The sequence below is a fragment of the Shewanella sp. MSW genome, assembly GCF_007636515.1.
GTDB classification, from domain to species: domain Bacteria; phylum Pseudomonadota; class Gammaproteobacteria; order Enterobacterales; family Shewanellaceae; genus Shewanella; species Shewanella indica.
The window spans coordinates 103,580-122,413 of sequence record NZ_LVDR01000006.1; the positions used below are offsets into that span (position 1 = coordinate 103,580).

The 18,834-nt window shown below is 53.2% G+C and carries 17 protein-coding genes; 6 read left to right on the forward strand and 11 right to left on the reverse strand.

Going from position 1 to position 18,834, the window contains the following annotated elements; translation table 11 throughout:
• The first annotated feature begins 36 nt into the window (after positions 1-36).
• From radC to AYI96_RS08360, 4 genes are all read left to right on the forward strand, one after another.
• Entirely contained in the window at positions 37-714 is a 678-nt protein-coding gene (gene radC, locus AYI96_RS08345; RefSeq protein WP_039035359.1) for a RadC family protein, read from the forward strand.
• Between the two features lie 122 nt (positions 715-836).
• Positions 837-1,073, forward strand: coding sequence for a 50S ribosomal protein L28 (rpmB, locus tag AYI96_RS08350; protein WP_028769274.1), 237 nt, complete (start codon positions 837-839; stop codon positions 1,071-1,073).
• Positions 1,074-1,079: 6 nt separating this feature from the next.
• Positions 1,080-1,253 carry a 50S ribosomal protein L33 gene (gene rpmG / locus AYI96_RS08355; RefSeq protein WP_025010872.1) on the forward strand — a complete coding sequence of 58 codons (174 nt, stop codon included), beginning with the start codon at positions 1,080-1,082 and terminating at the stop codon, positions 1,251-1,253.
• A 301-nt stretch (positions 1,254-1,554) separates the two neighbouring features.
• Positions 1,555-2,322: a phosphatase PAP2 family protein gene (locus AYI96_RS08360; RefSeq protein ID WP_144361407.1), complete on the forward strand. Its 768-nt coding sequence runs from the start codon at positions 1,555-1,557 to the stop codon at positions 2,320-2,322.
• Between the two features lie 49 nt (positions 2,323-2,371).
• On the opposite strand, the gene AYI96_RS08365 is transcribed toward AYI96_RS08360, so the two are convergent.
• From AYI96_RS08365 to ilvC, 6 genes are all read right to left on the reverse strand, one after another.
• On the reverse strand, positions 2,372-3,502 hold the full coding sequence (locus AYI96_RS08365) for a pyridoxal-phosphate-dependent aminotransferase family protein (RefSeq protein WP_144361408.1): 1,131 nt from the start codon (positions 3,500-3,502) through the stop codon (positions 2,372-2,374).
• 127 nt (positions 3,503-3,629) lie between these two features.
• Positions 3,630-5,183: a threonine ammonia-lyase, biosynthetic gene (gene ilvA, locus AYI96_RS08370; protein ID WP_144361409.1), complete on the reverse strand. Its 1,554-nt coding sequence runs from the start codon at positions 5,181-5,183 to the stop codon at positions 3,630-3,632.
• A 1-nt stretch (position 5,184) separates the two neighbouring features.
• The gene (gene ilvD / locus AYI96_RS08375) at positions 5,185-7,041 is read right to left on the reverse strand and encodes a dihydroxy-acid dehydratase (protein WP_144361410.1); all 1,857 of its coding nucleotides are present in this window, start codon (positions 7,039-7,041) and stop codon (positions 5,185-5,187) included.
• Positions 7,042-7,077: 36 nt separating this feature from the next.
• Positions 7,078-7,335, reverse strand: coding sequence for an acetolactate synthase 2 small subunit (gene ilvM / locus AYI96_RS08380; protein ID WP_025010070.1), 258 nt, complete (start codon positions 7,333-7,335; stop codon positions 7,078-7,080).
• Positions 7,332-9,008, reverse strand: coding sequence for an acetolactate synthase 2 catalytic subunit (gene ilvG, locus AYI96_RS08385; protein ID WP_144361411.1), 1,677 nt, complete (start codon positions 9,006-9,008; stop codon positions 7,332-7,334). Before ilvG ends, ilvM begins: the two co-directional genes overlap by 4 nt.
• A 412-nt stretch (positions 9,009-9,420) precedes the next feature.
• Entirely contained in the window at positions 9,421-10,902 is a 1,482-nt protein-coding gene (gene ilvC, locus AYI96_RS08390; protein ID WP_144361412.1) for a ketol-acid reductoisomerase, read from the reverse strand.
• Between the two features lie 148 nt (positions 10,903-11,050).
• Here ilvC and ilvY point away from each other — a divergent pair, with 148 nt between their 5' ends.
• Positions 11,051-11,923 (forward strand): HTH-type transcriptional activator IlvY, encoded by an 873-nt coding sequence (ilvY, locus tag AYI96_RS08395; RefSeq protein ID WP_025010072.1) that lies wholly within the window; start codon positions 11,051-11,053, stop codon positions 11,921-11,923.
• Between the two features lie 102 nt (positions 11,924-12,025).
• Here the strand turns inward: ilvY and AYI96_RS08400 are convergent, their stop codons facing one another.
• Complete coding sequence (locus AYI96_RS08400; RefSeq protein WP_039035770.1) at positions 12,026-13,357, reverse strand: hemolysin family protein; 1,332 nt, start codon at positions 13,355-13,357, stop codon at positions 12,026-12,028.
• Positions 13,358-13,532: 175 nt separating this feature from the next.
• On the opposite strand from AYI96_RS08400, the gene AYI96_RS08405 reads away from it, so the two are divergent.
• The gene (locus AYI96_RS08405; protein WP_052248261.1) at positions 13,533-14,336 is read left to right on the forward strand and encodes a substrate-binding periplasmic protein; all 804 of its coding nucleotides are present in this window, start codon (positions 13,533-13,535) and stop codon (positions 14,334-14,336) included.
• 8 nt (positions 14,337-14,344) lie between these two features.
• Here the strand turns inward: AYI96_RS08405 and AYI96_RS08410 are convergent, their stop codons facing one another.
• The 4 genes from AYI96_RS08410 to AYI96_RS08425 all read right to left on the reverse strand — a co-directional run bounded on the left by AYI96_RS08410 (position 14,345) and on the right by AYI96_RS08425 (position 18,557).
• Positions 14,345-16,135, reverse strand: a complete 1,791-nt coding sequence (locus tag AYI96_RS08410) for a diguanylate cyclase domain-containing protein (protein WP_144361413.1) — start codon at positions 16,133-16,135, stop codon at positions 14,345-14,347.
• On the reverse strand, positions 16,132-17,220 hold the full coding sequence (locus tag AYI96_RS08415) for an ABC transporter substrate-binding protein (RefSeq protein WP_083399807.1): 1,089 nt from the start codon (positions 17,218-17,220) through the stop codon (positions 16,132-16,134). The genes AYI96_RS08410 and AYI96_RS08415 overlap by 4 nt, the downstream gene beginning before the upstream one ends.
• Before the next feature lie 67 nt (positions 17,221-17,287).
• Complete coding sequence (locus AYI96_RS08420; protein ID WP_039035769.1) at positions 17,288-17,536, reverse strand: hypothetical protein; 249 nt, start codon at positions 17,534-17,536, stop codon at positions 17,288-17,290.
• 202 nt (positions 17,537-17,738) lie between these two features.
• Positions 17,739-18,557, reverse strand: coding sequence for an EAL domain-containing protein (locus AYI96_RS08425; protein WP_144361414.1), 819 nt, complete (start codon positions 18,555-18,557; stop codon positions 17,739-17,741).
• Positions 18,558-18,834: the final 277 nt, after the last annotated feature.

The window sequence follows — 18,834 nt, forward strand, 5'->3', positions numbered from 1 at the left end:
GAAACAAAGTATAGGGCACAGGGACGGGAGCCAAGGATGGGTATCAGAGACTGGCCTACAGGAGAGGGCCCAAGGGAAAAGTTGCTGCAGCAGGGAGCCAAGAGCCTGAGTGATGCCGAGTTACTGGCGGTCTTGCTGCGTAACGGCCTGGCGGGACAGAGTGCGGTCGAATTGGCCAGAGATTTGCTCGCGGCATTCGGCTCACTGCGGCAACTTTTGGTGGCACCGCTGAATCAAGTTGCCCGAATTCCGGGAATGGGACCGGTGAAATATACCCAATTGCAGGCCGCCGCCGAACTTTCGAGGCGAATTTCCCGGGAAAAGCTGCAAAGAGGGCCGGTTTTGACAAATCCGGATTTGACTCGCGACTATTTAATGAGACAATTAGCAGACCGTGCCACCGAGGTGTTTGCGATTCTGTTGCTGGACAGCCAGCACCGAGTAATCCAATTCGTGGAATTATTCCATGGCACCCTGGACTCTGCATCCGTCTATCCGCGAGAGGTGGTTAGACTGGTGCTGGAAAAACAGGCCGCGGCGGTCATAGTTTGCCATAATCACCCGTCCGGCGTGGCTGAGCCCAGCCAGGCTGACAGGCGAATTACTGAGCGGTTGAAATGTGCGCTCGCAACCATAGATGTTTCACTTCTGGATCATATGGTTGTAGGGGATTGCGAGATAGTTTCCTTCGCAGAACGCGGATGGATAGTTTGATCCATCGCTTGATCTTTCCTCAGTTATCCTGTATAACATGCGCCCTCTTTGTGCCTCGGGCGACGGCCATACGAGGCACATTAATGCTCGAGCGTTAAAATTGTTTTTTGGAGAAGATTGACATGTCAAGAGTATGCCAAGTTACTGGCAAGCGACCAATGGTTGGTAACAACCGTTCGCACGCAAAAAACGCAACTCGTCGTCGTTTTTTACCTAACCTGCAGAACCACCGTTTCTGGTTAGAAGACGAAAAGCGTTTCGTACAATTGCGCGTTTCTACCAAGGGTATGCGCATTATCGACAAGAAAGGTATCGAAGTCGTTGTTGCTGAACTTCGTGCCCGTGGCGAGAAGGTGTAATAGAAAATGGCTAAAGCTAAAGGAAATCGTGAGAAGATCAAGCTGGTTTCAAGCGCCAAGACTGGTCACTTCTACACTACCGACAAGAACAAGCGTAACATGCCTGAGAAAATGGAGATCAAAAAATTTGATCCCGTAGTTCGTCAGCACGTTATCTACAAAGAAGCCAAAATCAAGTAATCCACTTGGTATTTGAATTCTTGGAAAGCCCCTCTAGCAGGGGCTTTTTTATATTCAACTTTCAGTCACATTGGCTATATCAAGACAATGCCATATCAGAAACTCTGGGTACTCTGTAGCCGTTTTTAATCAGTGTCATCAATCCTGGCCCTCATTGCCACCGCGCCCCGGTAGCAGAAAACAACTTCGGCCCCTGTTTAGCGCAACATGACACTCAGCTTAACCAAACACTGAATAGTACTTGCTGCACTTCCTTTCTCTGGCACAATGGCGGTTTGTCCGTTCCGATAAGGGTGTATTAATGAAATATGCAGCCGTCCCTTTGACCTCCCTGGCCATTTGTTGGCTGTTTCTGCTCAGCTTGCCGCTGGCGCTGTTTTCCCTGTCAGAGCCGCTCTTCCCCTGGCTCAATCTCGACAGTGCCGCCGCTCAGTTTTGGTACTGGTTAACCGTGTCCGGTTCGGCCCCCTGGGGCGTAAGCACTGTGTTACTGGTATTTGCCATCAGCTTTTTTATCCTGCCGAGGGGCAGCTGGCTGAAGATGATGTTCTGCACTTCGCTGGGCTTGGTGCTGTGTTTGTTGCTCAATGAACAGCTCAAGCTGGTATTTGCCGAATCACGGCCCTATATCGAATGGCTGTCCCACCAGCAGCATCTGGATATCAAGGAGTTCTACAGCATAGACAAATACGCCCGCAGGGAGCTGCTGGCCCAGGTTCTTCCCGGGGTATCACCGCTGGATATGCCGATCTCGGCACAGATCCAGCGCCACTGGCAGATAGAAACAGGGTTTTCCTTTCCCTCCGGCCACACCATTTTTGCCGTGACCCTGACTATGTGCAGCAGTTTCTTTCTGCTAAGGCACAACAATCTCTGGCTTCCGGCGCTGCTTATCTGCTGGGCGCTGTTGATGGGGCTGAGCCGTATGTTGCTGGGAATGCACTGGAGTGTCGATGTATTAACCTCGACCCTGCTGGGAGGAATATTATCGGCCTTGACTATCTATGTCGGCAGTCACAGCTATCGCCGCCTGGAACCTTGGTTCACAGGGGCTGTGAGTAAAGGCTGAAACGAAAACGCCCCGTCATTGGACGGGGCGTTTATCTAAAGGCGGGCTATCAGTTAAGCACTTCGGCCAGAGCCCGCAGGCAAAGGGCAACATTTTCCCGTCTGGCACCGTAACCCATCAGGCCGATACGCCAAGCCTTTCCGGCCAAGGCGCCGAGGCCGGCACCTATCTCCAGATTATAATTATCCAACAGCTGCTTTCTCACGGCGCCATCGTCGACACCTTGCGGGATATAAACTGCGTTGAGCTGCGGCAAGCGGCTCTGCTCGGCCACCACAAATTCTAGCCCCATGGACTCAAGCCCCTGACGCAGCAAAAGGTGCATCTCCCGGTGGCGCTGCCAGGCATTTTCCAGCCCCTCTTCGGCCAGTAACCGCAGCGCTTCGTGCAGTGAGTACAGAGCATTAACCGGCGCTGTGTGGTGATAACTGCGCTTGCCATCACCGCTCCAATACCCCATCACCAGGGACTGGTCCAGGAACCAGCTCTGCACCGGGCTCTTGCGCGCCTTGAGTTTAGCGACGGCGGCCGGAGAGAAAGACACGGGGGACAAACCCGGCACACAGGAGAGGCACTTCTGACTGCCGGAATAGATGGCATCTATGCCCCAATCATCGACTCTGAGCTCGACGCCTCCGAGGGAAGTTACGGCATCGACAATCGACAGACAGCCATGCTCACGCGCCAGGGCGCACAGCGTTTTGGCGTCGGAAAGCGCGCCGGTGGAGGTTTCGGCGTGCACAAAGGCCAGGAAGGCGGCATCGGGATGCGCCTTCAGTGCGGCTTCCACCACTTCTGGGTCAACCGCTGTGCCCCATTCGAAATCCAGCATCACCGCCTCGGCGCCAATCCGCTCGACGTTCTGGCGCATTCTGTCGCCAAACACCCCGTTACGGCAGACAATCACCTTTTCGCCCGGCTCCACCAGGTTAACGAAGCAGGTCTCCATACCGGCGCTGCCCGGGGCAGATACCGCTATAGTCATCTCGTTGCGGGTTTGAAACGCATATTGAATGAGACTCTTGAGCTCATCCATCATGGCCACAAACAGAGGATCCAGATGCCCAACCGTCGGCCGCGACTGCGCCGCCAATACCTGAGGATAGACATCCGAAGGGCCGGGGCCCATCAGGATCCGGCGGGGAGGGTTAAAAGCGCTAACCGAGGGTGCAGCAAACATCTTGGCTCTCCTTACAAGAGGTTTCAGGGTACGGATTAGAATAATAACTCAAGACCATAGCATAAAACTGACCGCCGGACTGCCCCTGCTTTTGGCGAAGACAGTCGACCTTAATCCTTTCAGGATCTCACTGGCCTGGGCGCGCCAGAAACAGCCGGTAAGCGGGGTTATCCGTTTCGTCCTGACAGACAAACCCCAACTCATCCAGAAACTGATCAAAGGCGGCTTCATCGGCCTTGGGCACTTCAAAGCCGGCCAGCACCCGCCCAAAGGCGGCGCCATGGTTGCGATAGTGAAACAAACTGATGTTCCACTTACTCTTTAATGTCGTGAGAAACTGCAGCAAGGCTCCGGGATGCTCCGGGAATTCAAAGCTGAGCAGTTTTTCTTCCAAAGGCTCGGGTGGCAAGCCGCCCACCATATAACGCACATGCAGTTTGGCCGCCTCATCGGCAGATAGATCCTGCACCGCAAAACCGGCACTCTCCAGAGATGAGATAATCGCCTGCAGCTCGCTGACACCTTCGCTAAGACGGATCCCGGCAAAGACCACGGCGCGATCGCGCCCGCTGAAACGATAGTTGAACTCTGTCATCACCCGCCGCTCCAGCAGTTCACAAAAATGCAGGAAGGAGCCAGGCCTTTCCGGAATGGTCACTGCCAGCACCGCCTCTTTATGCTCGCCCAGCTCGCAGCGCTCGGACACATATCTCAGGCTGTGAAAATTGACATTGGCTCCGCTGAGAATCGCCGCCAGTTTCTCGCCCTTGCCCTTGTCACCGACATACTTTTTCAGCCCGGCCAACGACAAAGCACCGGCAGGTTCGGCAATGGCGCGGGTATCCTCAAAGATATCCTTGACCGCAGCGCAGATTTCATCCGAGCTGACAGTCACCACCTCATCGACATATTCCCGCGCCAATCGAAAAGGCTCCTGACCTATACGCTTAACCGCCACCCCATCGGCAAACAAACCCACCTGCTCCAGCGTCACAGGTTCATCCGCTTCCAGCGCTGCCTTGAGACAGGCGGCATCTTCCGGCTCGACGCCGATGATCTTCACCTCGGGCATCACAGCTTTGTAGTAGGCGGCAATGCCAGCGATTAAGCCACCGCCGCCCACTGGCACAAACACCACTTCAAGATCTCTTTGCTGCTGCAGCATCTCCTGGGCAACCGTGCCCTGCCCGGCGATTACCGCCTCATCATCAAAGGGGGGAATAAACACCCGCCCCTCATCCTGGGCCAGTGACATGGCATACTGATTGGCCTGATCGAACGACTGCCCATGAAGCACCACATTGCCGCCGAGGCGGCGCACCGCATCTATCTTGATGTCCGGAGTGGTGGTTGGCATCACTATCACGGCGTCGACCCCGCGGCTCGAAGCCGACATGGCAACGCCCTGTGCGTGATTACCGGCCGAGGCACATACCACTCCGTTTTCGCACTCAGCGGGGCTCAAGGCGGCGATGCGGTTATAGGCGCCACGCAGTTTGAACGAGTGTACCGGTTGCATATCCTCGCGTTTGAGAAACACCTGGCAGCCCAGGCGGGCCGACAACTTGTTCAGACTCGACAGCGGGGTAACCCGCGCCACATCATAGACATGGGACAAGAGGATCTTCTGCAGATAATAGTTGGCCAGCGACAGCTGACTCTTGGATGCCAGCGCCAACATACTAGCCCTCCAACTTAGTGCGATCACGCACGGCGCCCTTGTCGGCACTGGTGGCCAACATGGCATAAGCCTTGAGCGCCAGCGACACTGGGCGTACCCGCGCCAACGGCTTCCAGGCCAAAGGCCCCTTGGCCTGCATCGCCTCACGGCGCCGGGCAAGCTCTGCATCACTCAGCTTAAGCGTGATGCTGCGGGCCGGGATATCGATTTCAATGGCATCATCATTTTCAATCAAGGCGATAGTGCCCCCTGAGGCGGCTTCCGGTGACACATGGCCTATGGACAACCCGGACGTACCGCCGGAGAAGCGGCCATCTGTGATTAAGGCGCAGGCCTTGCCCAAACCGCGGGACTTGAGGTAACTGGTGGGATAAAGCATCTCCTGCATGCCAGGGCCACCTTTGGGGCCTTCGTAGCGAATAACCACCACATCCCCGGCGACCACTTCACCGCCGAGGATCCCGGCAACGGCCTCGTCCTGGCTCTCATATACCCTGGCCACGCCCTTGAACCTCAGGTTGGATTCATCCACCCCGGCGGTTTTCACTATGCAGCCATGCTCGGCCAGATTACCGGACAGTACCGCCAAGCCCCCTTCCTGACTGAAGGCAAACTCGCGGCTGCGGATACAACCTTCACGGCGATCTGTATCCAGCGATGGCCAGCGGCAATCCTGGCTGAAGGCCTGGGTAGTAGGGATCCCCGCGGGACCGGCGCGGAAGAAGTCTTTTACTTTCGCAGACTCGGTGCGCATCACATCATAATTGGCCAACACAGACTCAAGCGAGCCATCATCGGAAGCCACATGGTTAACATCCGTGTGCAATAAACCGGCGCGTTCCAGCTCACCCAAGATCCCCATTACGCCACCGGCTCTGTGGACATCTTCCATATGGTATTTAGGGGTCGAAGGTGCCACCTTGCAAAGGTGCGGCACCTTGCGGCTGAGGCGGTCGATATCCGCCATGGTGAAATCCACTTCGGCTTCCTGAGCCGCCGCCAACAGGTGCAGCACAGTGTTGGAAGAACCGCCCATGGCGATATCCAAAGTCATGGCATTCTCGAACGCCTTGAAGTTGGCAATATTGCGCGGCAATACCGAGGCATCATCATCCGAGTAGTAACGCTTGGCCAGCGCCATCACTCTTCTGCCCGCCTCCAAAAACAGTTCGCGCCGGTCGCTGTGGGTCGCCAACATGGAGCCGTTGCCCGGCAGCGACAGCCCCAACGCCTCGGTCAGGCAGTTCATCGAGTTAGCGGTAAACATGCCGGAGCAGCTGCCACAGGTTGGGCAGGCGCTGCGTTCGATTTTCTCGCTGTCGGCATCGGACACCCTGTCATCGGCCGCCGCCACCATGGCATCCACCAGATCCAGCTTGATAAGCTTATCGGACAGTTTGGTCTTGCCCGCTTCCATAGGCCCGCCGGAGACAAATACCACAGGGATATTGAGCCGCAGCGCCGCCATCAACATGCCGGGGGTGATCTTGTCGCAGTTGGAGATACACACCAGAGCATCGGCGCAGTGAGCATTGACCATATACTCGACGCTGTCGGCAATCAGTTCACGGGAAGGCAGGGAATAGAGCATGCCGCCATGACCCATGGCGATGCCGTCATCGACCGCTATGGTGTTGAACTCTTTGGCGATGCCACCGGCCTCTTCGATGGCCGATGCCACCAGAGAGCCCATGTCTTTCAGGTGTACATGACCGGGAACAAACTGAGTGAAGGAATTGGCAATGGCGATAATGGGCTTACCGAAGTCGCCTTCCTTGACCCCTGTGGCACGCCAAAGGGCTCGGGCTCCGGCCATGTTGCGGCCTTCGGTACTGGTTGCTGATCTGAGTTTGGGCATTGCTCAATTCCTTACGCTTATTCTGATGATTCTTGGTTAGCCGTTGACGGTACGGGAGAGGCTGCTTGCGGGCCGCACAGTGCAGCGGGCCACGTCTACCAGCTTAGTCAACTGACGGCTCAGCAGCTCTATGGCTCTGTCACTGTCGACCGCCATTGCCAGCTGCAGGCGCTGATCCTCGGCCAGTGTCATATGCATATCGCGGACGGTAAAGCCGCGGTGACGGGTTACCCGCAATACACGTTCCAGCACTTCGGGGCGTTGTTCCAGGGTCAATTCCAGATTATGGATCATGATCGCTTCTCCGTTTGTTCCATCATTTCACAGTTGGAGGCGCCGGGGGGAACCAGCGGCCAGACATTAAATGCATCGTCTATAGCGACGTGCAGCAGGAAGGGGCCTTTGGCACTGAGCATCTCATCCAGTGCCTGCTCAACCTCATCGGCCGAGTAGATGGTGCGTCCGGGGATATCGAAGGAGGACGCCAGGGTAACAAAGTCGGGGTTATCGGACAGGTCGGTTTCGCTGTATCTCTCTTCAAAAAACAGCTGTTGCCACTGTTTCACCATGCCCAACTTCTGGTTATCTATCAAAAGTATCTTCACCGGCAGTTTACGACGCTTGATGGTGGTCAGCTCCTGCACATTCATCATGAAAGAACCATCGCCGGAAACCGTGACCACAGTGGCATCCGGCCTTGCCATCTGCGCGCCTATGGCCGCCGGCAAGCCAAAGCCCATGGTGCCAAGCCCGGCACTGGAAAGATGATCTTCCGGGCGGCGAAAGTGCATATGCTGGGCAACCCACATCTGGTGCTGGCCGACATCACAGCTCACCACAGAGTCACTCGGCAGCTTGTTGGCCAGACGACGCAACATGGCCGGCGCATAGATGAGTGAACCAGGATGGGCGTAATCCCACTGGTGCTGCGCCCGCAGGTGCTCGACTTCCGCTTGCCAGGGCGCTATTTGCAGCGCTTGCGGCGCCAGTTGCGTCAATATGCTTCTTAAGTCCCCATCCATGGCCACATCCGGCTGGCGCAGTTTGCCAAGTTCGGCAGCATCGATATCCAGGTGGATCACCTTGGCCTTGCTGGCAAAGCTCTCCAGCCTACCCGTGACCCTGTCATCGAAACGGGCACCGACCACCAGCAGCAGATCGCACTGCTGCACCGCCAGATTGGCGGCCTTGTTGCCGTGCATCCCCAGCATCCCCAGGTAACCTTGAGTGCCGTGGGCTATGGCGCCCAGCCCCTTGAGCGTTGCCACCGAAGGAATACCGCTACGCTGAATAAAAGCCCGCAGCGGCTCCACTGCGCCCGCCATACCAACGCCACCACCGACGTACAACATGGGTTGGCGTGCGGCCGCCAGCAAGGCGTTGGCTTCCGCCAAAGCCGCCTGGTCCAGCTCCGGCTCATCGGGCACCGCCTGCAACGGCGCCTTGTATTCCACTTGGGCAAGCTGGATGTCTTTGGGGATATCCACCAACACAGGACCGGGACGGCCGGAGGCGGCGATTTCGAAGGCGCGGTACAGGGTAGCAACCAGTTCCTCGGCGCGGGTCACCATAAAACTGTGTTTGGTACATGACAGGCTCATGCCCAGCACGTCCATCTCCTGAAAGGCATCTGTGCCTATCACGGAGGTGGAAACCTGGCCCGTGATGGCCACCAGCGGCACTGAGTCCAACAGCGCATCGGCCAAGGCGGTGATCAGATTGGTCGCCCCCGGGCCCGAGGTGGCCAGGCAGACGCCCGTCTTGCCGCTTGAGCGGGCATAACCGACGGCGGCGAAGGCGGCGCCCTGTTCATGACGGGAGAGCAGATGTTCGACCTGGCTGTCGTAGAGAGCATCGTAGATAGGCATGATGGCGCCGCCGGGATAACCAAAAACCGTGTTCACCCCATGGGCGGCCAATACCTTGATAACTGCTTCACTGCCGCTGATCTTCTGCCCTTGTTCCATCTTGTTATCTCGCCTATTTTTGCTGCTGTTTAAGTTTTCAATGGCCCTGAAACGACAAACCCCCCGGTCCTTTCGGAGCGGGGGGTTTGTTTGCAATTTCTGACCCTATCTGGTCTGTCGTCGCGCCACGAGCCGCCCCCGCTGTGATGGAATAATCACGACGGTAATAATCACGAGGAGGAGCTTGGCGCTTAAGTTAAACATTTCTCAGACAGTTTCCTGTATTCAATTTATCTGCTTGGCGAGCCCTTTGGCAGCGCACTTATTAACCATTACCATAAAGTGTTTTCAGAACACAACAAAAAAATTCACAACCTGAAAATCTTCCAACTTGGCTTGGCTATGGCACCCTCGACGATGGCTCGCCTAAACAGCTTGATTGCCGTTAGCGGCAACCAAGCTGACGTTAACGTCAACCCTGCAAGTTTATCCTTTTCATTTCAGTCATGTAACCGCGAAGTTCGGCACCGACATATTCGACGGCCGTATGGCGAATCGCTTCGTTGACCTCGATCAGACGCAGATTATCGACCCCATTGCCCGAATCCTTGAGACCGGCGCCCAGGACCTCGGGAGAGAGGGCGTTGACATAGTCACGCAGCAGCGGCACGGCGGCATGGTTAAACAGATAACAACCATATTCGGCGGTATCCGAGATCACTACGTTCATCTCATAGAGGCGTTTACGGGCTATGGTGTTGGCAATCAGCGGCGTCTCATGCAGCGACTCGTAATAGGCCGACTCTTCGATGATCCCGGCATCTACCATGGTATCGAACGCCAGTTCCACCCCGGCCTTGATCATGGCCACCAGAAAGATCCCCTTGTCGAAATAGGTCTGCTCATCTATCTGCTCGGCGCAAGTTGGCGCCTTTTCAAAGCCGGTGTTATTGGTCTCTTCACGCCAGCGCAGCAAATTGGCGTCGTCATTGGCCCAGTCGGCCATCATGGTGGCGGAAAACTCGCCGCTGATGATGTCGTCCATATGTTTTTCAAACAGCGGGGTCAGCAACACCTTAAGCTCTTCGGCAATCTCAAACGCCTTGATCTTGGCCGGGTTGGACAGGCGATCCATCATATTGGTGATACCACCATGCTTGAGCGCCTCTGTGATGGTTTCCCAGCCCTGCTGGATAAGCTTGGCGGCATATCCCGGCTCGACGCCATCGGCCACCATCTTGTCATAACCCAGAATCGCCCCTGTCTGCAGCATGCCGCAGAGAATGGTCTGCTCGCCCATCAGATCAGACTTCACCTCGGCGATAAACGAGGAGTGCAGCACGCCGGCACGATCGCCGCCGGTAGCACTGGCATAGGCCTTGGCGATCTCCAGACCGTCGCCATTGGGATCGTTCTCAGGATGCACGGCGATCAGTGTCGGTACCCCAAAGCCACGCTTGTATTCCTCACGCACTTCGGTGCCTGGGCACTTGGGCGCCACCATGATGACAGTGATGTCCGGCCGCACCTGCATCCCCTCTTCCACTATGTTGAAACCGTGGGAATAGGACAGGGTCGCACCTTGTTTCATCAAGGGCATTACCGCATTGACCACAGGAGTGTGCTGCTTGTCAGGAGTCAGGTTCAGTACCAGATCGGCTGTGGGGATCAGTTCTTCGAAGGTGCCTACCTTGAAACCGTTTTCGGTAGCCCGCTGCCAGGAGGCGCGTTTCTCGGCTATGGCTTCACTGCGCAGGGCATAGGCGATGTTCAGCCCTGAGTCACGCATGTTCAACCCCTGATTGAGGCCCTGGGCACCACAGCCAAGGATGACAATATTCCAGTCCTTGATATAGTCACAGCCGTTTTCAAACTCGCTGCGCTCCATAAAACGGCACTGGCTCAGCTGTGCCAACTGCTGCCGCAGATTCAGGGTATTGAAGTAATTTGCCATCTTAGCCACCTGTTTAACCGAATTCCTGGGACCAAGCCGAAACGGCTCAGTGATGCAAATCACTATAGCCCATGGTTTAAATTGCTTGAAATGATATATTCGGCATGTCATGTTGCACAAAACGCAACAACAAGAGAGGCAAAACGGCATGGATATTCGGGCGATAAAACTCTATCTGGATCTCTGCGACACCCTGCATTTTTCCCGCACCGCCACCCGGATGCATGTCAGCCCTTCAACCTTAAGTCGCACCCTGCAAAGGCTGGAAGATGAAGTGGGCAGCAAGCTGCTGGAGCGGGACAACCGCAGCGTCACCCTGACCCACGCAGGCGAAGCCTTTCGCCGCTTCGCCAGCCAGACACTGACTCAGTGGCAAGAGCTGCGCCGCGAGCTGGATCCGCAGCAAAAGCTGCTGAGGGGCACGCTGCAACTCTATTGCTCGGTCACGGCAGCCTATAGCCACCTGCCGGCCCTATTGGATAAGTTTCGCCGCCAGCAGCCCCTGGTCGACATCAAACTCACCACGGGTGATGCCGCCGATGCGGTACAGGAAATTCAGCAGCAGAGGGCGGATATCGCCATCGCCGCTCTGCCGCAGGACTTTCCGCCGAGTCTGCACTTTGCCCCCATAGGTGAAGTGCCGCTGTCGATTATCGCGCCCACCATCAACTGTCAGTTGCAGTCGCTGCTGGCGCAAAATCCTATTCCCTGGGAGCAACTGCCCTTTATCGTGCCCGACCACGGCCCCGGGCGTTTACGGGCCGAGCGCTGGTTCAAGGCGATGGGGATCAAAGCCAATATCTATGCCCAGGTATCGGGCCACGAGGCGATAGTGCCCATGGTGGCTCTGGGCTGCGGTGTCAGCATCACTCCGGATGTAGTGGTAGCCAACAGTCCACTGGGCGAGAGGATAAAAACCCTGGCCTCACCGGCCGAGATAGCCCCTTTTGAGCTGGGGTGCTGCTGCAAGGCCAAGCGGCGCCAGGATCCCTTGGTAAGTGCGTTTCTGGAAGTGATTTAGCTAAGCTTGGAAAGTCGGGCGGGCTTTACCACTTGTAACTGAGCCCTATGCAAAATGCTTAACTCAGTCGATGGTCTTTATGCCACGCCCTTTAAGCTTGCCTTAAATATCGAGTGACTCTTCATCCTTGGGCAGTTGATCTTCCTGAGGCAAGAGGCGGGTGACCAGCAACTGGTCAACCTTGTAGGCATCTATATCCACCACCTCAAACTTATAACCTGCGTAGTTAACCGAGTCGGTACGCTTGGGGATCTTGCGTAACGTATACATCATAAAACCGGCGATGGTTTCATAGTTTTGGTTTTGCGGAAACTCCTCAATACCAAAGGCACGCATCACGTCGGTTATCGGCGTCACCCCGTCCACCAGCCAGGAATTGGCGTCACGGGGCACTATCTGTTCTTCACTTTCATGCAGCGACCAGGCGCCCATTACCGCACTTTGCAGATCGTCAGTGGTCACAATCCCCACCACCAAAGCGTATTCATTCATCACCACCGCAAAGTCGGCCCTGTGATGACGGAAATATTCCATGGCCTCCGACAGACTCAGGGTATCGGGAATAATCAGGCAGTTGCGCACTAACGAGGTATCTTTCAAATCTATCTTGCGGCCGTTGATCACCCGCAGCAGCAGTTCCTTGGCGTCCACCACACCTTTGATATTGTCCAGCTGACCATCACACACCAAAAACTTGTTGTGCGGATCCTCGGCGATTTTTTTCTTGATAGCGTCTTCATCATCCTGCAACAGGAAATACACCAGGCTCTCACGGGCGGTCATCGCCGAGGTGACGCTGACAGATTGCATCTCAAATACATTCTCGATCATCTGCTGCTCGCCCTTATCCAGCACACCGGCCTCGGCACCGGCATCCATAATGGCGTAGATATCATCAGGGGTGATTTCATCATTGCGGGCAGTAGGTATCTGCAGCAGTTTGAAGATACCGTTGGCCATGCCATTGAATACCCATACAAAGGGGCGCAGCAAGGCAATACAGATAAGCATGGGGTTTACCAAGTTAACGGCCACTTTCTCCGGTAAGGCCATGGCAACCCGTTTGGGCATCAGGTCGGCGATCAGAATAAACAGACTGGTCACCAATACGAAAGACAACACAAAGCTTACCTGTCCTACCCAGGGCGGCGGAACCACATGGGCCAAAGCTGCCGCAAAATAAGGGGTAAAAGCAGACTCACCGACAATACCACCCATGATGGCAACGGCATTGAGACCAATCTGCACTACGGTGAAAAAACTGCCCGGAGTGGTTTGCAGCGCCAACACTTTTTCGGCGCGCAAATCTCCCTCATCGGCCATCTGTCGCAAACGGATTTTACGGGAAGCGGCCAGGGCAATTTCAGACATGGAAAAAAAGCAGCTGGTTCCGATCAGGCAAAAGATAATCACCAAATTATCGAATAAACTCATACAACACCTTAGGTTAGTTACAAAGCGCTTCTATGCCGTGCCCTTATATCCAGGCCTGAATGTGGAGTGACTGGGAGGTCTAAAGGCGAACTGGTTACCGGTACGGGTACTAAACTGGCGAATTGAGTGGCTTTGCTATACTCCAAGAAACCCATTGCAGGCTTCTTCTACCGGAATGAAGTTCACATTATATCCGTTTGCCGCATTTTTGACAGTGATGCTTATCTCACCGGTCTCCAACGCAAAAGATGAGCTTAACGGCATACCATTAAAAATATGTGTCGAAGAGTCCGAATTTCCACCCTTCAATTACTTTTCCAGAATAGATGGCCGTAAGTCCCATAACAGTGACGGCTATGATATTCAGCTGCTTTATCGACTGTTTACGCCACCGCGTTGGCAGTTACACATCATCGCCCTTCCCTGGCCAAGGTGCATGTTGGAAGTGGAATTGGGCAAGATAGATGCCGCCATGAGCGCCTCAGCCAACCCAGAGCGACGGCGTAAATTCCTGCTATCGCGCTCCTATTACCACCTCACCCCTGGGGTGGTGTTTCTCAAACAGCGCTTCCCAAAGGGTCTAAGATTCAACTCGCTGACGGAGCTAACGCGGATAGGCACAGTTTGTGGCATTCGCGGCTTCAATTACCACCACTTCGGTTGGAACAACTCTCTGCCACTGTCTTTGAGCAAAGATCTGCCGTTGATCCCCGAGTTACTGCAACGGGGTAGATGTGACTTCTTTCTGGCACGGCTGGAGGTTTTCAGCGGCACCTTAAAGCTGATGAAGCGCAATCCCCAGGACTTTGGGTTAGCAACGCAAGCGGTTCCCCACACCCGGCCAGAACCCTTCTATATGCTGGTATCCAGACAAAGCCCACACAAGATGGCACTGCTTGAAGAGTTCAATAGCGGCGTCACCCTACTGGAAAAAAGCGGCGAGTTGCAACTGTTACTGCAAGCCTTCACAGACCACTGAATTCCAGGCTATTGCGCAATACACCAAGTATTACGTCCTTGATGTTTAGCCTGATAGAGCGCCTTGTCTGCCAGCCGAATAACCTCACTCAAATCCCGTGTATTCGGGGTCAGGAGTGCCAATCCAAGACTGATAGTGACTATACCTGCGGGTGCTGAGCCATGAATAATTTGCAATTCCCGAACCTGAGTCAACAAGGTTTCGGCAACACCCTCAGCTTGCCTGCGGTCGACTCCCGGCAACACCAAGGCAAATTCTTCGCCGCCGACTCTGGCCAGCAAGGCGCGTTCAGGAAGAGCTTTACGCATGGCCTGCGCCAAACGCTGCAATACCCGGTCACCGGCCGGATGGCCAAAACAATCGTTAAAAGCTTTAAAGTGATCGACATCCAGCATTATCAAGGCGCCCCCCTCTTCCGAAGCCAGCAAGCACGCCAGAGATTCGGTAAAGGGACGTCGGTTGGCCAATCCAGTTAGCTCATCTGTTTCCGAAAGCTGTTTAAGTTTGTGATTCAGCCCCAACAGCTCACGTTGCAGCCCCAACATCTGTAAATCCCTGCGCTCCCTGACCAGGAGCTCGTTGAGCGCAGCGGCAAACTGAGTCAACATGGCACGGCGGGATTGAGGCCAAAGTTTTGGAGATTGACTATTGCTTAGCGACAAAATCCCCAGCAAGTCTTGCCCATCTGTGATGGCAAACAGCGCCAGGGAACGTAACTGCAACTGTTTGAGTAACCTATATTCGGCGCTATCGTCAGATTGTAGATTTTCCACATCCTCCACGATAATCATATGTCTGGTGTTGAGTTGCTCAGCAAAGCGATTCAACTCACTGATATCTATGTAACTTGAAGAATGAGGCTTCCCCCGACGACTCCAGACGCTACGATAACAGAGTTGTTGTTCTTTGATCTCCAGCAAGGTAACCCGCTCGACGGCAAACAACTCAGCAATCTGACGACCTACATCGGCCAAAGCCTGATCGACGTCCCCTGGCTGTACCTTCAGAAACTGCAATGATAGATCCGCCAATAACTCATTGGCTCTGGCCTGCCAAGCCAGTTCTTTATGGCTAAATTCCACCTGCTCGGACAATTGCCTTTGCCCTCGAGTCAAATGCCTCTGCTGCCAGCGTTTGCGAGCAAAGTCGGTTCTAATACGTCGGTACATCTGCTCTATGGCGCGGGCCACGCTGCCAATTTCATCTTGATTTGCCGCCCCTACCTCATTAGGTAAGGGCACTTTTCGCGGTTGTCCCAAATCGATACGATTGACGTATGCGGCCAGCGCCGCCAATCTTCCGGTAACCAGACTGCGCACCAGAGTCAGAATCACGTAGATCATCAGCAGGGTTTTCAAGCCATTACCCACGACTATCAGGATCATCTGCCGCCACAACTCATAATAGAGCTGGTTGCGGCTGCGTTGAACCTTAAGCTCACCTATCTGTTGCTGACGGTAGATTATTGGAAACAGAAAGGTTTCATTATCCTGGGCCTGATTATTTCCCACTTGCAGGGTAATCCCATCGACACTGGACAAAGACGCGCCGGAGACATAAGGCTGCATGCCTATGCCAATCAGTATGTCCCGCAGCAACTTATGGTCCACATCCCAAATGGCCTGTGCCATACCGGGCAGATTGGCTTCGACATATTCATTTAGCCTACGATTACCGCCCTCAACACCATCCTGATAGTTCCAGAACAACTGGGCCACCATGGTCACCAAGGCAAAGAATGAACTGACACCTATGATAACCAAGGTCATCTTGTGACTGATGACAGAACTTTGCTTCAATGCGTTACTTCCGATGTCTGTTGGTACCAAGCGAGCAGTGCCCGCCAGTTTCGTTGCTCGAGCAGATTGAAAGGTTCTGTGCCCGGAACCAACAGCCTGAACATTGAGGAGACCTCCTCATTCCAAGGCTTAGCCTCACTGTCGTCGCGAATGCGCCTGAGCGCCTCGGCTCCTGCCAGCAAATGACCGCCGCCCAGGACACTGACTCGCCCCTGGCTACGCCAATCAAGCACCTTGGAGGAAGTATTGATACTGGCAATGAATATATCCTCTCCTGGCCTGAGTCCCTTTTCCTCCAGCGACGCAATAGCACCAAAGGCCATGTGATCATTGGCGGTCCAGATCCCTTTCAGCTCCGGGTAACGTTTCAGCAGAATTTCTGTTTGCGTCTTGGCTCTTTGCTCTTGCCAATGACCGTAGACGACTTGTAATGGCTCTACCCCTCTTTCTCTGAAGCCATTTATTGCCCCTTGAGTCCGGGCTATAGATGCTGGCGTTCCCTTATCGCCGGAAATCAGCAGCACTTGTTGCGTCCCTGGCCCCACCTGCTGCAACAAGGCCTGCGCAGTAAGAAAGCCTATCCGTTCATTGTCAGGGATCAAAGGCGGCAACAGATGCTGTCGCCAGTAAGGCTGTTGTTGCAACAAATGACGCACCTCGGGAGCCACATCATTGAGCAACAAAAGAGTCTTAACAGGCAAACCTTCAAAGGCAGCCAACATTTTTACGGCAACATTTTTTTCATTAACCAAAATAATGTATTGAGGTAACTGTTTACGGGTAGCCAATTCTTGTGCCAAAGCTATCATCCGAAAATGATCCCTATTGGCATGCAATATTTCCAACTCAATATTTAGCTCGGTAGCTGCTGTCAACATAAGGCTGTCTATATCGCCCCAGAAACTTTCCTGAGCAGAACCTGGATTAATAAAGCTCACCCGTATCGGATGAGATTGAGCCAAAGGCTTGGCAGGATAAACCAGAAAAACAGTTAGCCAAGGTAGGATAAACAAAAGAAGTTTACGTCGTGGTATGAAGCTATCCCACCACGACGTATTAAGTAGATTCAACAGCAAGGTATCCATCCCCCAGGCAAACAACACATCTCGTATACCGGGGAATTAAAACACAAATGAGCTACTTTTGTGGAGATTAATTAACCTGTGGCAAACTTTCCAAAGGCTGATAACCCATTTCATTGAGTTGATCATTAACGCAAGTCAGCAGATACTCCTGACGCTCTTCGACTGGAACCGCGTCTTCATCAGCCATCTGCAAACAGGCTTGCAGCAATTGTTGAACGTCGGTTTCACTGGCTTGAGGCAATGCTTTTTCTTCATCGACAGCCAAAACAGCACCACTGAGTAACATACCGGCCAACAGTAAAGTTAAGCTTTTCATCTGGTTTCCTTGTGTGAGTAAAGTGTCGTTTCGCGGAACGGCACAGAGAAGTCTCACACAATCTATCAGTAGATTTTACATTCAGATAACGAGAAATTTTTGCCGTGACAGTGACCTTTTTTATCCAATCGACAACCAGGAAAGATGAAAACAAGCCCCTGAAGGACTTATTCGCACTTTCCCCTAAGTCTTCTATCTCTAGTCATCGCAATAAAGCATGTGTCTTTAGACGTATTGGAAGGAGCTCAGTTGGTACTGAAAAGAAGTATCCCTGTAAACCGTCATAAGGCACAAACTCCATCGCCAAAAACTGGTCCAAGCTCTCGACCTTTTCAACAATCACTTTCAGTAAGGCTTTATCCTTCAACTGATAGACATGCTCAATAAAATCGGCTCTTATCTTCTCAGAGCACTCAAAACCATTAGGCAAGATCAATTTAATATAATCAACACAGCCAGTACCTATCCAACCCTGTCTTAGATCTCCTTCAGGCTCAAAATCATCCAAAGCTATTTTTAGTCCTCTATCATGCAGCTTTGCCACACTAATAAAAGCCGGGTGAGCGCAATCCGAATTCAAACGTTCAGTTATCTCAATAACCAATTCAATATCCTGTTGCTTCAATGTATCATTTATCCAAACCAGTTCAGCTTCCAATGCCATTATCACCCTGGCTTCAACATTAATAAACAAACGTTTTATTTTACGCCCTGTCAAAGCCAATACATCAAGATTCCTATAATCAATCACAGCTAACTGGTGCAACTGCTCCAATGATAAATTCAATAGCTCTTTACACTTTAAATTTTGATAAAAAAATTCAACATTCTTGTGCTGCATTCCTGGCCTAAATAAAACTTCATATGCAACACTCTTTATACATCCATTAACCTCTCTGGCAACTATTTCTTGTAAATGAGCCTGTGTCAAAGGTTTAAAATCCGCTTGAAAGAGAGATTCTTCTTTAGAAAAACCGTCATTACTCACATGGATATTGCTGCTTCTCTGCTGCATTAACATACACCCTCCTTAGACAACAGGAATCAACTCCCACAAACAAGATGACACCCTGTAAGATCAATAACATTAGCCCGGTAATCAGGAGGCTCTCACCAAAGCCATTGTTTATACAGTTATAAAATCTAATAAATAAACCAAAATGGACAAGGACACAGAAACCAATAATTGTCACAACAAAACAACAGGTTGCAACATTAACATTTCGTTGATTAACAAATTATAAACTGAAACGCTGGATTTTTTATCACTTATTATTAGAATGAAAACATGTAGGCGG

Coding starts and splice junctions, on each gene's coding strand:
- ilvC (WP_144361412.1), bottom strand. CDS start 10,902: ATGGCAAATTACTTCAATACCCTGAATCTGCGGCAGCAGTTGGCACAG.
- ilvA (WP_144361409.1), bottom strand. CDS start 5,183: ATGTTGGCGCTGGCATCCAAGAGTCAGCTGTCGCTGGCCAACTATTAT.
- AYI96_RS08365 (WP_144361408.1), bottom strand. CDS start 3,502: ATGTTTGCTGCACCCTCGGTTAGCGCTTTTAACCCTCCCCGCCGGATC.
- AYI96_RS08415 (WP_083399807.1), bottom strand. CDS start 17,220: ATGGATACCTTGCTGTTGAATCTACTTAATACGTCGTGGTGGGATAGC.
- ilvD (WP_144361410.1), bottom strand. CDS start 7,041: ATGCCCAAACTCAGATCAGCAACCAGTACCGAAGGCCGCAACATGGCC.
- ilvY (WP_025010072.1), top strand. CDS start 11,051: ATGGATATTCGGGCGATAAAACTCTATCTGGATCTCTGCGACACCCTG.
- ilvM (WP_025010070.1), bottom strand. CDS start 7,335: ATGATCCATAATCTGGAATTGACCCTGGAACAACGCCCCGAAGTGCTG.
- AYI96_RS08360 (WP_144361407.1), top strand. CDS start 1,555: ATGAAATATGCAGCCGTCCCTTTGACCTCCCTGGCCATTTGTTGGCTG.
- rpmB (WP_028769274.1), top strand. CDS start 837: ATGTCAAGAGTATGCCAAGTTACTGGCAAGCGACCAATGGTTGGTAAC.
- radC (WP_039035359.1), top strand. CDS start 37: ATGGGTATCAGAGACTGGCCTACAGGAGAGGGCCCAAGGGAAAAGTTG.
- AYI96_RS08420 (WP_039035769.1), bottom strand. CDS start 17,536: ATGAAAAGCTTAACTTTACTGTTGGCCGGTATGTTACTCAGTGGTGCT.
- AYI96_RS08405 (WP_052248261.1), top strand. CDS start 13,533: ATGAAGTTCACATTATATCCGTTTGCCGCATTTTTGACAGTGATGCTT.
- ilvG (WP_144361411.1), bottom strand. CDS start 9,008: ATGGAACAAGGGCAGAAGATCAGCGGCAGTGAAGCAGTTATCAAGGTA.
- rpmG (WP_025010872.1), top strand. CDS start 1,080: ATGGCTAAAGCTAAAGGAAATCGTGAGAAGATCAAGCTGGTTTCAAGC.
- AYI96_RS08425 (WP_144361414.1), bottom strand. CDS start 18,557: ATGTTAATGCAGCAGAGAAGCAGCAATATCCATGTGAGTAATGACGGT.
- AYI96_RS08400 (WP_039035770.1), bottom strand. CDS start 13,357: ATGAGTTTATTCGATAATTTGGTGATTATCTTTTGCCTGATCGGAACC.